General features: G+C 40.0%; 9 protein-coding genes. 5 read left to right on the top strand and 4 right to left on the bottom strand.

Going from position 1 to position 14,271, the window contains the following annotated elements:
* Positions 1-35: 35 nt before the first annotated feature.
* Together rluA and rapA are read right to left on the bottom strand one after the other, a co-directional pair.
* Positions 36-689, bottom strand: a complete 654-nt coding sequence (rluA, locus tag A7967_RS13515) for a bifunctional tRNA pseudouridine(32) synthase/23S rRNA pseudouridine(746) synthase RluA (protein WP_054203113.1) — start codon at positions 687-689, stop codon at positions 36-38.
* A gap of 224 nt (positions 690-913) precedes the next feature.
* Positions 914-3,808 (bottom strand): RNA polymerase-associated protein RapA, encoded by a 2,895-nt coding sequence (gene rapA / locus A7967_RS13510; RefSeq protein WP_064435795.1) that lies wholly within the window; start codon positions 3,806-3,808, stop codon positions 914-916.
* Positions 3,809-4,103: 295 nt separating this feature from the next.
* On the opposite strand from rapA, the gene A7967_RS13505 reads away from it, so the two are divergent.
* From A7967_RS13505 to A7967_RS13495, 3 genes are all read left to right on the top strand, one after another.
* Positions 4,104-5,501 (top strand): PhoH family protein, encoded by a 1,398-nt coding sequence (locus A7967_RS13505; RefSeq protein WP_054203115.1) that lies wholly within the window; start codon positions 4,104-4,106, stop codon positions 5,499-5,501.
* A gap of 66 nt (positions 5,502-5,567) precedes the next feature.
* Entirely contained in the window at positions 5,568-9,347 is a 3,780-nt protein-coding gene (locus A7967_RS13500; RefSeq protein WP_064435794.1) for a PAS domain-containing hybrid sensor histidine kinase/response regulator, read from the top strand.
* Positions 9,331-10,245 (top strand): diguanylate cyclase, encoded by a 915-nt coding sequence (locus tag A7967_RS13495; RefSeq protein WP_054454561.1) that lies wholly within the window; start codon positions 9,331-9,333, stop codon positions 10,243-10,245. Before A7967_RS13500 ends, A7967_RS13495 begins: the two co-directional genes overlap by 17 nt.
* Positions 10,246-10,974: 729 nt before the next feature.
* On the opposite strand, the gene A7967_RS13490 is transcribed toward A7967_RS13495, so the two are convergent.
* Both A7967_RS13490 and A7967_RS13485 read right to left on the bottom strand, forming a co-directional pair.
* Entirely contained in the window at positions 10,975-11,352 is a 378-nt protein-coding gene (locus A7967_RS13490) for a DUF3192 domain-containing protein (protein WP_064435793.1), read from the bottom strand.
* 163 nt (positions 11,353-11,515) lie between these two features.
* Entirely contained in the window at positions 11,516-12,460 is a 945-nt protein-coding gene (locus tag A7967_RS13485) for a D-2-hydroxyacid dehydrogenase (protein WP_064435792.1), read from the bottom strand.
* Between the two features lie 100 nt (positions 12,461-12,560).
* On the opposite strand from A7967_RS13485, the gene zntR reads away from it, so the two are divergent.
* Positions 12,561-12,974, top strand: coding sequence for a Zn(2+)-responsive transcriptional regulator (gene zntR / locus A7967_RS13480; RefSeq protein ID WP_082378981.1), 414 nt, complete (start codon positions 12,561-12,563; stop codon positions 12,972-12,974).
* Entirely contained in the window at positions 12,958-14,151 is a 1,194-nt protein-coding gene (locus tag A7967_RS13475) for an SO_0444 family Cu/Zn efflux transporter (protein WP_064435791.1), read from the top strand. Before zntR ends, A7967_RS13475 begins: the two co-directional genes overlap by 17 nt.
* Positions 14,152-14,271: the final 120 nt, after the last annotated feature.

Raw genomic sequence — 14,271 nt, 5'->3', positions numbered from 1 at the left:
AGTTTAGCGCAATTTCTATCAATCAAACGATGCAATTAAAAATCAGGTTCAGCTTCAAAGATCATAGTTTGTTCAGTGATAGGGTGGGTGAGTTGTAACATTTGCGCATGTAACTGCAAGCGTGGTGCTGCACTTAAGGCATCAGGGTGAGCGTACAACCTATCACCTAAAATAGGGTGACCCAACGATAGCATATGGACGCGTAATTGATGAGAGCGACCTGTAATTGGCGTTAACTCTACGCGCGTTGCGTGTGCTTCATATTCCAGTACGTTGTAATGCGTCAAGGAAGGCTTACCATTATCATGATCAACCATTTGTTTTGGGCGGTTAGGCCAGTCACAAATAAGGGGTAAATCTACAGATCCAGTTTCAGGTTTAAGCTTGCCGTACACACGAGCAATATAGCGCTTAGCTGTTTGACGTTCTTGAAATTGCATACTTACATGGCGATGAGCGGCTTTATTCATCGCTAAACAAATAATCCCAGAGGTTGCCATATCCAAACGATGAACAATTTTAGCGGTGGGGAATACACGATTAACACGGGCAATTAAACAGTCTGCGTGTTTAGGATCTTTGCCGGGTACTGTTAATAGCTCACTGGGCTTATTTACAATCAGTAAATCATCATCTTGATATACGATGGTTAAATACGGATCGAGCGGGGGGTTGTAATTAAGTAACACGATAGACCTCAGCGATTCACAAGCGTTGCATTTTAGTGTAGTCGTCCTTATTTCACAATCACTAGGCTTGATTCCTTTTCAAGTAAGCGTTTATGTTGGCTACAATATTTGTTTGAAGGTTAAAAAAGCGTGGTATAAATTAATACACCGCGCTTTTCTAAAGCTTATAGCTTATAGCTTATAGCTTATAGCTTATAACTTATAACTTCGAGCTAAAGCTATGATCAGTGAGAAACCACGATTAAGCGAATAGCATCAAGTTTTAACTGCGCTTTTTCAATATGCGTGGTTAGCTCAGTGCGTTGCTTGTCGTAAAAAGTCAGCTCTTCTTCACGAATGTTTGGATTAATTTGTTTCAGCGCCGCTAAGCGAGCTTGCTCTTCAGCGAGTGAATGTTGCATTTTCTCAAGGGCAGCGGCACGGATCACTTCAAGTTTTGTTTGCGCCATTGCTTGCGCGGTTTTGATCATTGGATGAATTGCGCTTTGTAATGCTCCGGCTAATTTACTTGCTGTTTGACGGCCAACAGCAGAGAGCTGCTGATTAAATCCATCAAACCCAACATTTTCACCTAAATTATTACTCGCTTTATCAAGCAAAATACGAATCGGTGTTGGTGGTAAAAAACGACCTACTTGTAGAGCTTTTGGTGCCATCGCTTCGCCTAAGAAAATTAGCTCAACAAAGAAAGTTCCCGGTGGTAACTTTTTGTTTTTAAGAAGCGCAACAGAGGCGGTACCAAAGTCATCATCACAAATCATGTCTAAGGTGCCTTGCACCATAGGGTGATCCCAACTGATAAAGTGAACATCTTCTTGTGATAACGCGGTATCACGGTCGAATGTTACGGTTATACCGTCATCTTTTAAGCTTGGGAACGATGGATTTAGCATGTGTTCTGTTGGCTTTAGGATTATGGTATTTTCACCTTTATCTTCTTGGCTGACGCCAAAGGTATCAAATACATTGATCATATAACTTGGCAATTCAAACTGGTTATCAAGCTTTTCAATATCAGCTACTAATGAATCAGCGGCACCTTGACCTGATGAATGTAGCTCAAGTAAACGGTCACGGCCGCTTTCCATTTGCTTACGCAATTTAGCATTTTGGCTGGCAACTTGCTCAAGTAATGGGTCAAGTTCATCTTCATCGCAGTTGTGCGCTGAAATAAATTCAAGCAGATCTTCACTAAATTCTTTATAGAGCATTTGGCCTGTGGTTGACGTGGTCTCAAAGGCATCTAGGCCTTCGTTATACCAGCGCAGTAGCACTTCTTGTGCAGTGTTTTCAAAATACGGCACATGGATATTGACGTCTTGCGTTTGACCAATACGGTCTAAACGGCCAATGCGTTGTTCTAATAAATCAGGGTTTAGCGGTAAATCAAATAAGACTAAATGATGTGAAAATTGGAAGTTACGACCTTCAGAGCCAATTTCAGAGCATAACAATATTTGTGCGTTGTCGTACTCGTCAGCAAAAAATGCAGCAGCGCGGTCGCGTTCAATAATCGACATACCTTCATGGAATACTGAGGCTTTAATCGCTTCACGTTCACGCAATATTTGCTCTAAGCTAATCGCCGTTTCTGCTTTAGCACAAATCAGTAATACTTTTTCGTGTTTGAGAGTTTTAAGGGTGTTGATCAGCCAATCTACGCGAGGATCAAACATCCCCCAGCTTGCGCTTTCGCCTTCAAACTCTTGAAATATTTTTTCAGGAAAGAGTGCGCGTTGTGCACTTAACTGAGCATTTTGAATGCCGCTCATATTGCCAAGTACAGACATTGCTGTTTTATATTGTTTTGGTATTTCCATTGGGTAAGCATGGAGCTTACGACTAGGGTAGCCATCAATGCCACTGCGACTATTTCTAAATAAGATACGGCCTGTGCCGTGGCGATCTAATAGCATGGCTAAAATTTCTTTACGAGCCGCTTCATCACCACTTTGTGCTTGTTCAAGGACACCTGTGATATCGGTTTCTTTTAACAGCTCAATCAATGTGGCTTTGGCGCTATCATCAAGCGCTTTGTCTTGAAGTAATTGATTGGCTGCCTCTGCAGTGTGCTTGTAATTACTTTCTTCTTCTACAAAGGCATCGTAATCATAAAAACGATCAGGGTCGAGTAACTGTAAACGCGCAAAATGGCTACGGTGACCTAATTGATCAGGAGTTGCGGTTAATAATATTAACCCAGGAATGTCTTGGCTTAATTCAGCGATACGTTGATATTCAGTACTTTGCTTGCCATTGGCAATACTTAAATGATGCGCTTCATCAACAATAAGTAAATCCCAATCTGCCATGGTTGCTTGTTCAAACCAGCGTTTTTTCTTGGTTATAAATTCAAGGCTGGTAAGCACTAATTGTTCGGTATCAAATACATTGGGTGAATCAGCAAATGCTTCGTCGCAACGTTCTTCATCAAAAATAGAGAAGTGTAAGTTAAAGCGGCGCAACATTTCGACTAACCATTGATGCTGTAAATTTTCAGGTACTATGATTAATACACGGCTGGCACGGCCACTGATGATTTGTTGATGTAAAATCATACCTGCTTCAATAGTTTTACCAAGGCCCACTTCGTCAGACAATAATACGCGTGGTGCAAATCGTTTGCCTACTTCTTGAGCAATGTAAAGCTGATGCGGTATTAAGCTTGCTCTTTGGCCAATCAGTCCTTTAATGGGGGATTGTTGGCGTTCAAATTGATGTTGCCAGGTTTGGTAGCGCAATGTGTAACGATCAAAACGGTCAACTTGGCCGGCAAATAGGCGGTCTTGTGGTTTATTAAATTTTATAAAGTGATCTAAAAAAGTTTCTTTTAATTGTGCTTTTTCACCGTTATCGACACGAGTGCCATGATAACAAAGTAGATCACCGATAGGTTCAATTGACTCGACTTCAAGTTCCCATTCTTCAACGCTTTTGATCACATCACCAGGATTAAATGCCACGCGAGTAACCGGTGCTTCTTGCATTGAATAAACACGGTTTTCGCCACTGGCTGGGAATAAAATGCTGACCTGTCGGCCTTCAAGGGCAACGACTGTGCCTAATCCTAAATCTGACTCTGTATCACTGATCCAACGCTGACCTAAGGAAAAATTCATGTATGTCTCGTCTATGAAGAAAAAGGCGGCTATGTTACCTGTAACCTAACACCACTGCAAGGCGCTAACTAGCTCACTTTTAATTAATTTAGTAACTGCGCATTATTCCTATTAACGCACATGTTTAATTGACTAATTTCAAACTAAAAAAGCTTTGTCATAAAAGGGTCTTTTATGACAACTAAGCTAAACTTACAATATACCTTAGCAATTAAGTGTTATGAGCTTAGCGTTAACTCGTTTTACTTAGTTAGTTGGGTATAGCATAAAAATCATAAAACGTAAGGAAAGTGCTATGGAAAAAGCTTCGAACCTTGATAGTAAAATGTATGTGCTAGATACCAATGTATTGCTTCACGAACCCCTCGCGTATTTATCATTCCAAGAACACGACGTCGTTATTCCAATGACCGTTCTAGAAGAACTGGATCATATTAAAGACCGTAAGCATGATGTTAGCCGCGATGCACGTGTGGCCATTCGCGGTTTAGATGAAGTACTCAAAGATGCAACCCCAGAACAAATGCTCAAAGGCGTTGCGTTACCTAGTAATAAAAAGGCTAAAGCGTCATCTGCAGGCACACTAATCATTGTTAACGACCATTTATTTGCAGATTCGATCTCTGGTTTACCGGGAAATGAAAATGACCATCGTATTATTAATTGTGCCGTGCATTTACAAAAGCAGCACGCACATGTCAAAGTTGTATTGGTCACTAAAGATATCAATATGCGCTTGAAAGCCAAGGGGGCAGGGCTTAAATACGTTGAAGATTACCGCACCGACCAACTCATTGATGATATTGCACTCTTAAGCAGTGGCTATCAAAAAATCACCGGTGATTTTTGGCAACATGTTGGCGAGTGTGAAACGCAGCAACATGGTAGAGATACTTTTCATAAAGTAGCAAAAAGCCTCATTCCAGGTGTGTTTTGTAATGAGTATTTATTTGATGACAACGGCCATTTTGCAGCGCGAGTTAAATCGTATGATGATCAACACATAATGCTCAAAGATATTGGTGTTGAACGTTTGATGCATCAATCTGCGTGGGGTGTTAAACCAAAAAACATTTACCAAGGTATGGCCCTTGATGCGTTGCTAGACCCTAATATTGAGTTAGTCATTTTAACTGGCCCAGCAGGATGCGGTAAAACCTTATTAGCACTGGCCAGCGCTCTTGAAATGATTATTGAAAAAGGTATTTACGATAAAGTAATCGTTACTCGCAACACCCCTGAAATCGCAGAATCAATTGGCTTTTTACCAGGTACAGAAGAGGAGAAAATGGCGCCATGGTTAGCTGCAATTACAGATACGTTAGAAGTGCTCCATAAAGGGGATGAAAACCCAATATCAAGTCGTAATTACATTATGGAAAAAGCGAATGTACAGTTTAAATCAGTTAACTTTATGCGTGGTCGTAGCATTCAAAATGCAGTGGTTATTTTAGATGAAAGTCAAAACCTGACTGCGTCACAGCTAAAGACGATTATCACCCGTTGTGGTGAAGGGACAAAGTTAATTTGTTCAGGTAATCTGGCACAAATAGATAGTAACTACTTAACCCCAGTGACATCGGGCTTAACCTATATTGTCGAGCGCTTTAAGGACTTTGAGGGCAGCGCCACAGTTAACTTGAATGGCGTAGTAAGAAGTCGCTTAGCTTCATTTGCGGAAGAAAATTTATAACTTGCGTGAATGTACTTGGCTCGATAATCTAAACTCTGATTATTGGGTCAAGAAATAGGCAGTCTGTTGGACTTTTTACCATTAAAACACTACTACCGCTCATTAGCCGTTGCGCTTATAGTGCCACTGCTAGTGGCTTTTTTACTCTGCTTACATTTATATACTATTAAATTAGATCGAACGGTTGCTAAACGTGAAGCAGACTTTATTACACTGGCAGCACAACTTGAATATCGTATGGAAGCTGCGGAAGACTTAGTCAGCACTTTATTTTTACAATATGAACAACCCTTATCTTATCAATTTGACGGCCAGTGGTTAGAAGACGTTAATCAATTAGAAAACTATTATTATCGCAAAATTCCCTCTGGTGGAGGGGAGATTGTAGGCCAAGAAAAATTTTCCTCAACACCTAATGCGCTCGCAAAATGGCAGCATGTAATTGCGCTAGGGCCTGCTTTTAATACAGCGCTGTCATTAATTCAGTCATTGGCGGCTGTTGCTTATGTAAATGAGCAAGGTTTTGCGTATGTTAAGCGTCGGGATGACGATAGCAGTATCTTATTAACACAGATACTTGATGGTGGTTTGCGTCCTGATTTTAGAGAAAACATGCTTTCCTCAAGCCGCATTATTAAGCTTGATGATAAAAAGTATTTTGCGATAGGTAAGCAGCGAGAGCAAGGTAGTCAAGACTATATAATTTTAATCTATGATCTGGGGGCTGTTTCTGATTGGTTAAGAAAAATATCATCAAAAAACGGTGAGTATATATTTTTAACTGAGGCGAATACGGTTATTGCCAGCTCTGTGAATGAGATTGGAAATGTCTCTGAGCTTGATCAGTATTGGTCATCTTCAAGACCGGTAAAACCAATGCAAGGAGAGTGGGACAGTCGTGATAATTTAGTTGTTTTTCAAGATAAAAAACGGCAACCCGTTTATGCCGCATATTTTGAATCTCATTACCAGTTGGTGCCGCCTATTCGCTATGAGGTCATTATAGAGTTTGTTTTTTTAAGTGTTTTTTTAGTGATGATGTTCAGTGTGGTGTTTTGGCTAAGTCGTCGTATTTTTGTTAAGCCAATGACGTATTTAATGGCTTTCCTTGAGCAAAATGATGAGCGCTATAGTGACAATTTAGATTATCGTATACCCATAAATTGGCAGCCTTGGTTTAGCAGAATAAAACGAGTGCTTAATGAAAATCAGCAATTAGTAGAATCCTTACAGCTAGCAAATACTGAACTAGATGCTCAAGTAAAAATAAAAACGAGAGAGTTGGCACGTAGTTATGAAGCAAAAGAACGCCATTTAGCATTACTTAATACTATGCTAAATAGCGTACCTGACTTAATTTACTTTAAAAATATCGACGGTTCATTTTTAGGGTGTAATCGTGCATATGAAAAATACATAGGCATTGAGCAAGGTCAGCTGGTGGGCCAGCAGCTTTGTGATATCAGCGATGATAGCCATCATATTAATGAGTTAGAGCAGCATGTTTTAAAAACGAGAAGTAAAGCAGAACAACGAATAGAAACACCGCAGCAAACGTTTCAATTAACAATCGCGCCTTTTTATAATGATCAAAACCATTTATTGGGGACCATGGGAATTGGCCGTGATATTACAGCGCAGCAACAGGCTTTATTAGCATTAAGGGCTTCTGAATCAAAGTTTAGAAGCGCTATTGAATATGCTGCAAACGGTGTTATTTTGCTGTCACTTGAGCATACCGTATTACAATTGAATAAAACTGCCCGTAAGCTTTTTAAGATTGAGCAAGCTGAGGAGGCAATGCCTTTAGCTGATTTATTTGGGGCAGGCCAATGGCAGGAAATTGAGTCACTGCTTGCATTATTATTGAGTGAAAAAAAGAAGGTTTACCATCTTACTCTTGCGCAACAAGAGCTGCAAAGCTGGTGGCAACTCAGTGTGTCGTTAGTGTGGGATGCTCAGCAAGCTCCTTATTATTATGTTATTCATATTCAAGATATTAGCGCTTTGACACAAGCTAAACAGGATGCTGAGCGGGCAACCGAAGCTAAAAGTCGCTTTATCGCTAATTTGAGCCATGAAATACGTACGCCTCTAAACGCAGTTACTGGGTTGATTGACATGATCACTCAGCAGGGGATCACAAACCAACAACAGCAATATGCAGTGCAAGCAAAGAATTCAGCACAAAGCTTATTAACGATGTTAAATCGAATGCTCGATTTTGCTCGTGTAGAAAATAGCTCAGTCCGCCTAGAAATGGTCACGTTTGATCTCGTAACATTAATTGATAGCTGCGAAAGCTTATTGACCGGGCTATGCCAGCAAAAAGGATTGACATTTAAGATCGAAGTTGACCCTGATATATCAGCGCAATTGATTGGTGATTATATTCGTTTAGAGCAAGTTCTGGGTAATCTGCTGACAAATGCAGTTAAATTTACAGAGCGAGGATGCGTCACTCTCAAGTTGCAAAGTAGAGAGACTGGCTCTGCACTACAGCATGTTTGCTTTAGGGTGATTGACACCGGAATAGGTATTGGTAAAGCTGACCAAAGTCGGTTATTTGACGCATTTACCCAAGGTGATGAATCACTGACACGCACCCACCAAGGTGTAGGCTTAGGGTTAGCCATCGTAAAGCACGAAATTGCATTAATGGGTTCTGAAATTGCGCTAAAAAGTGCAAAAGGAGTGGGGAGCGAGTTTTATTTCAGCATTGCATTCAATGCTCCTGATACAGAGGTGCCAACTCTGTGGCGTAACACCTTAGTTGTTTACGATCTGGCTGAAACGAATTTATCGAATGCGCTTGCACCAATGACAGACTTACATTTTAGCCGTATCGCGGACGTAGGTAAAAATGTAATGCTCACTGATTACCAGAAAGTTATAATCAGCGATGTTGACGTATCAACGTTACTGAGCTGCGAATACCAAAAAACTGCAATAATCACACATAATATATCCCTTTACGTTATTCAAACTAGCCAAACGATAACACTGTCCTCTATTGCTAATATTCCTATTTACATTATTAAAAGTAGTGCATTAGTACAGCGTCTTATGCAACCAGTGGCATTATTTAGTAATGCCGGAATAAAAGCGCCGATACAAGCTCCCCCCCTAAATATTAAAGGGATGTTAGTGCTTGTGATTGATGATAATCAGCTTAATATCGATATTATTAGTAATGTTTTAACTCAAGCTAATATTAATGTACTTACGGCGACAAGTGCTTTGTTAGGCTTGGAGTTAGTCAAGAAAATAATGCCAGATCTCATTCTAATGGATATACAAATGCCAGAAATGGATGGCTTACAGGCAGCGCAATTGCTGCGTAAGCAATATGATCAACAGCAGTTGCCGATTTTTGCGCTAACGGCCCATTGTGAACAAGCAGACGAAGATCGTTCATTAGCTGCAGGAATGAATAAACACCTAACAAAGCCCGTAATAGCCCCTACTTTATTGCAAGCAATTAATGATCTTGAAATTGAAATCCCCAATTTTTATGATGGATCTTTTGCATTGGAACAATTCTCCGGTGATAGTGATTTATTACTGGTTATGCTGGGGAAGTTTGCTAAATTATGTAATGATCACCTAAATAAATTAATAACATATAATCAACCAAGAGAACTGGAACGGTTAGTGCATAGCATTAAAGGCGTATCAGGAAACCTAGGATTTTGCAGGCTCTCAGAGTTGGCTAAGCAACTAGAGTATAAGTTACGCGCCTTGAAAGAAGCCGATCCATTATTACAGGATCAACTTATACAGGAGTTAAAACAAGCCATGGCTTATATCCAGATACAAGGACTAGCAGATGTTAAAAAGAGCTAAAATACTTATTGTTGATGATGATCCTCTAAATCGATTGGTATTGGAGAAAACACTTGCAAGTGAGCATGATACTTTCTTGGTTGAAAATGGTGAAAAAGCACTCACTTTTTTAAAATCGACAGCGGTTGATTTAATTATACTTGATATAGTGATGCCTGGTATTAGTGGCTATGAGGTATTAATTCAGTTAAAAGAAAATCCATCAACTCAAGCTCTCCCCGTTATTTTTATTTCGGCCAATACAAGTCATGATGATGAAGCTAAAGGGTTTGAACTAGGTGCTATGGATTATATTGCAAAACCTTTTAGCCCTACAATTGTAAAAGCTCGTGTCAGAAATCAATTACTTATAAAACAGAAAAATGACTTACTTGAAATGCTAGCATCCATTGATGGTTTGACGGAAATCCCAAATAGGCGTTATTTGGATGAAAACTTATCTCGGGAGTGGCGACGAAGCCGCCGAGCTGGAACCCCATTATCAGTTTTACTTATGGATATAGATCACTTTAAACGTTACAACGATTGTTATGGCCACCGTGCTGGAGATGACTGCTTGAAACGTATTGCGCATGCATTAGTGGGCGAATGTGAGCGTGCAAGTGATTTTGTTGCGCGTTATGGGGGAGAAGAGTTTGCTGCAGTTTTACCCGATATGGGAAAAAATGAAGCGTTGCAGTTTGCAAATAAGTTAAGAGATGCAGTCAACGGATTGAATATTCCGCATAAGGCATCATTAAATGCTGATCATATAACAATAAGTATTGGTGTTGCGACAACAGAGTGCGGCCAAGTATATGGCGAACATACACTGTTAGAAGAGGCTGATTTAGGGTTATATCAAGCGAAAGATGCTGGTCGAGATATCATTGTTGCGCGTGTCATTCGAACGCAATAATAAAAGAGCGAGTTAGGTTTTTAAAAGCTTTCAATGTTGTAGTTAGTTAAAATAAAATCATGGGTAGATTGTTATCTACCCAGCGCAATATACCCAAGGCACCTCAAGATGCAGAATTCAGCGTTTCACAGGTGCCTGTGAACCGCCCAATGGGTTAGTTTAAAAGCGATTTATACTGCGTTACTTTTATAAGGGGTTGATTTTAAAAATAGAACCACTATTACTTGCAACTAATGTCTTGTCTAAATCGCTTTTAATTCCAACGACCCTCGCATCTTGAGGTGGTTTAGGCAGATAATACCAATCTGCATAAATATTTGAACAATTTAACGAATTAAATCACGCTATAACGTCGTTAAAAATTTTTTATTTAGAACAACTAGGGCGTGTTGACCTTTGTGGATTGAAATTTGTTCAATCTAGGGGCGATTTAATCGCGGCGTGAGGTTTGTAACCCAGCGGGCTAAGTCAAAACCGAGCAACAAAGAGTCAATCGCCCCTAGGAAGAACCCTTTGGGCAGCGCATGTTTGGCATTTATACTGCGTTATCGCCTATTTATGGGGAACAACCACACTGCATAGGCGCTGTCTTGCCTAAATACCAAACATACTGCTGCAAAATTAATCACGAAAGGTCAACACGCCCTAGATATAAAAATTTCTGCCTAGGTATAGCGCAATTTTCTTGTCGTTAAATAGACCCCATATCTACGCAGATTGGTATAAATGTTAGTTAAGTGATTTATAGATGGTATCGCCCACCCCAATGAGTTTCTCATTTTTAAATACAAGCGCAGTGCACTCATCTTTGGTCATTTTACCGTCAGAGTGAATGCTGTGAGTGGCGTAAAATAACACCTGATACACATCATCATTCTTTTTTAACAGCTCAGAGAAGTTAGGCGTTTTAAGTTTACTTAAAACAGATTGATAACTGCTATCTAAATCAATATTTGCAATAGCCTCTCGATTATATTTGTGGTGCTTTTCCCAGCTAGATGTATCACCGCCTGCCCAATGTGTTTCTGCTTCACCATCTGATACTGCAATAACGCATCCAGTTAAAAATGGTATTGTAAGTGCTGCGATTAAAAGTGTTTTTTTCATTATATTTGCCCTGATGCTAAGTACGGTATTTATTATTGAATATTTAGCAAATAGCTGGCCAAGTTTTTAGCTTGTTTAAAATCAGTGTGTTAGGTTTTTTGAAACCATATACCATGTGTGAATAGCATATCGTATATGGTATTTATAACTAATAATTAGTCTATTAGACCAGTCTATTACGGCTCTCACCTTGGCTAAATGCACTGATATTCAAGCTTATCTGTTTAACTAGGCGAATGATTGACTCTTCACTGGCCCATGCAATGTGAGGGGTTAAAATTAAGTTGTGGCCTTGATAACCTGCTAGCGGGTTAGTGTCAGTGGCAGGCTCCTTCGTTAACACATCAACCCCAGCTGCAGCAATTTGATTCTCAGCGAGTGCATGGGCTAAGTCAGCTTCATTTACAATACCGCCTCTGGCTGTATTAATTAAAATAGCACAGGGCTTCATCATACTTAGCTCTTCTGCGCTAATTAGATCTCGGCTTTCATCAGTTAAAGGGCAATGTACGCTAATAATATCAGCGCTTTTTATTGCTTGATAAAATTCAGTGCGGCCTTGCCTAACGGGATGGTTTTTACGCTCAGCAAGAATGACGTGTGCGCCAAATGCATTGGCTACAGTTGCAACGGCTTTACCTAATGAACCATAACCAATAATCGCTAATGTTTTACCCGCAATTTCGTTAAAACTATAATCAAGACGGCAAAACATTTGGCTTTGCTGCCACTGCCCCTGTTGGCAATCATTAATATAGCGATGTGTATTACCGAGCAAGTTAGTAATTAATGCAAAAGTGTGTTGAACAACGCTAGGTGTAGAATATCCAGCTACATTGGCGACTGCAATGCCAAGCTCTTTCGCTGCGATTAAGTCGACATTATTTGTGCCAGTTGCTGCAACGCAAATAAGTTTAACTGCGGGGAGTTGTGCGAGCGTCTCGCGATTAAGTACAACTTTATTAGTGATCAACACATCGGCACCTAGGCTATGAGTAATAACTTGCTCAGTGCTCGTTAGAGGGTAGCTTTTAAACTTACCAAGCTCTTGAAAAGGCTTAAGTGAAGTGCCTGCTAAAGTATCGCTATCGAGTAGAGTGATATTCATACTATTTCCTTTAAAATAAAAATTATAAATACTTGACCTTAGTGTGTGCTCTAAGGTTTATAGTAAGTAAAAGTTGATAAAAAATTCATTGGAGACGATGATGAAAATAGGCGAATTTGCAAGCCAGTTAGGTGTCTCAACAGATACATTAAGGTACTACGAAAAGCATGCTTTGTTAACGGCTACATCGCGGACACAATCTGGGTATCGTGATTATAGCCAGACAGACTTAAAACAAATGAAGTTTATTTTACGCGCAAAGAATGTCGGTTTTAGTTTGTCAGAAATTAAAGAGTTACTGCAAATTAAATTTCATAAACAGCAGCATTCATGCCACGAAGTTAAAAATTTAACCTTACAAAAGCGAGATCTTGTTGCAGTGCGCATTGCTGAATTAACGCGCTTTCATCAGTCATTATCTGTTTTAGCTGACAAATGCTGTGGCGGTGAAGAGCCCGCAGATAACTGCTCTATATTAACTACTTTGGAGGATATCGATGGACTTACTCAATAATTTTTGGCAGCTATTTTTATTATCTGCGCCTTGGTTAATGCTTGGTTTGCTGATCGCTGGCATGCTTAATGTTTATTTACCTGTTAACTTTCTTAACAAGCATTTGGGGAAAGAAGGTTTCTGGACCACGGTTAAAGCCGCACTGATTGGTGCGCCAATGCCTTTATGTTCATGTGGTGTTATCCCTGCTGCCATAGGGTTAAGACGTGCGGGCGCGTCAAAAAGCGCAACAACTGCATTTTTAGTCTCAACGCCAGAAACTGGGGTTGACTCGGTATCTGTATCATACGTTTTATTGGGCCCATTTATGGCCGTTATTCGTCCAATCGCAGCAATTTGTAGCGCAATCGTTGCAGGTGTTTTAGTTGGGCGAGATACAAAGGATGAGCAACCAATTGATCTAAAAAGTGATGAGGGCTTAGCGGGGAAACCAAGTTGTTGCTCAAAGAAACAACCTGAACCGACAGTAAAACCTAGCTGTTGTTCATCAAGTACAGGTTCAATAAAGGTAGAAAGTGAGACATGTTGCGCACCAAGCGCAGAGACAGCCAAACAAATTAATGAACCAAGTTGTTGTGATACGACAGACACGGTGACTGATACGCAATGGGAGAAGTTTAAACAAGCAGTAAGCTTTAGTTGTAATAAGTTGCTATCAGATACAATGAAATGGCTCATGATTGGTTTATTTTTTGCGGCATTGGTTCAAACTTTCGTACCTGAGTCATTTTTAACTCAGTGGGGGAGTGGTATTTTGGCAATGCTAGTGGTGATATTGATTAGTATTCCAATGTATATTTGTGCCACTGCCTCAACCCCTATTGCGGCTGGATTATTATTAAGTGGTGTTGCACCAGGGGCAGTTTTGGTCTTTATGTTGGCGGGCCCTGCAACCAACATAGCTACTCTTGGCGTTGTAGCAAACGAACTTGGTAGGCGAGCTGTTGCAGCCTATTTAACAGGGGTAATAGGCGTTGCATTACTGTTTGGCTTTTTAACTGATTACCTTGTTGCTGAATTTGGTTTTGTAGTTACGCCATTGCTAGGTGAGGAGCATCAGGTATTGCCGCATTGGTTAACTTTGCTCAGTGGGGTCATTTTACTGATACTAATGGTACGTTTAGTAGTCAAATCTGCTATTGGTAAATATGGAACTACTGGTAAGAGCATTGCATAGCCAATTGTTATTAAAGGGTTTTGATGATTTTGTTTAACATCAATAGATGACTAAGTTAATGACTTAGTTCGCATTTTCAATTGCCTGAGTTATAATCGTCAACAGAATATAAACGGTACG

Origin of the sequence: Pseudoalteromonas neustonica, from assembly GCF_001653135.1 — a bacterium.
In the GTDB taxonomy this organism is placed as follows: Bacteria; Pseudomonadota; Gammaproteobacteria; order Enterobacterales; family Alteromonadaceae; genus Pseudoalteromonas; species Pseudoalteromonas neustonica.
Note: the sequence above shows the minus strand (reverse complement) of the source record. Positions and strands in the feature narration are given on the sequence as shown.

Coding starts and splice junctions, on each gene's coding strand:
- rapA (WP_064435795.1), bottom strand. CDS start 3,808: ATGAATTTTTCCTTAGGTCAGCGTTGGATCAGTGATACAGAGTCAGAT.
- A7967_RS13505 (WP_054203115.1), top strand. CDS start 4,104: ATGGAAAAAGCTTCGAACCTTGATAGTAAAATGTATGTGCTAGATACC.
- A7967_RS13495 (WP_054454561.1), top strand. CDS start 9,331: ATGTTAAAAAGAGCTAAAATACTTATTGTTGATGATGATCCTCTAAAT.
- A7967_RS13490 (WP_064435793.1), bottom strand. CDS start 11,352: ATGAAAAAAACACTTTTAATCGCAGCACTTACAATACCATTTTTAACT.
- A7967_RS13485 (WP_064435792.1), bottom strand. CDS start 12,460: ATGAATATCACTCTACTCGATAGCGATACTTTAGCAGGCACTTCACTT.
- zntR (WP_082378981.1), top strand. CDS start 12,561: ATGAAAATAGGCGAATTTGCAAGCCAGTTAGGTGTCTCAACAGATACA.
- A7967_RS13475 (WP_064435791.1), top strand. CDS start 12,958: ATGGACTTACTCAATAATTTTTGGCAGCTATTTTTATTATCTGCGCCT.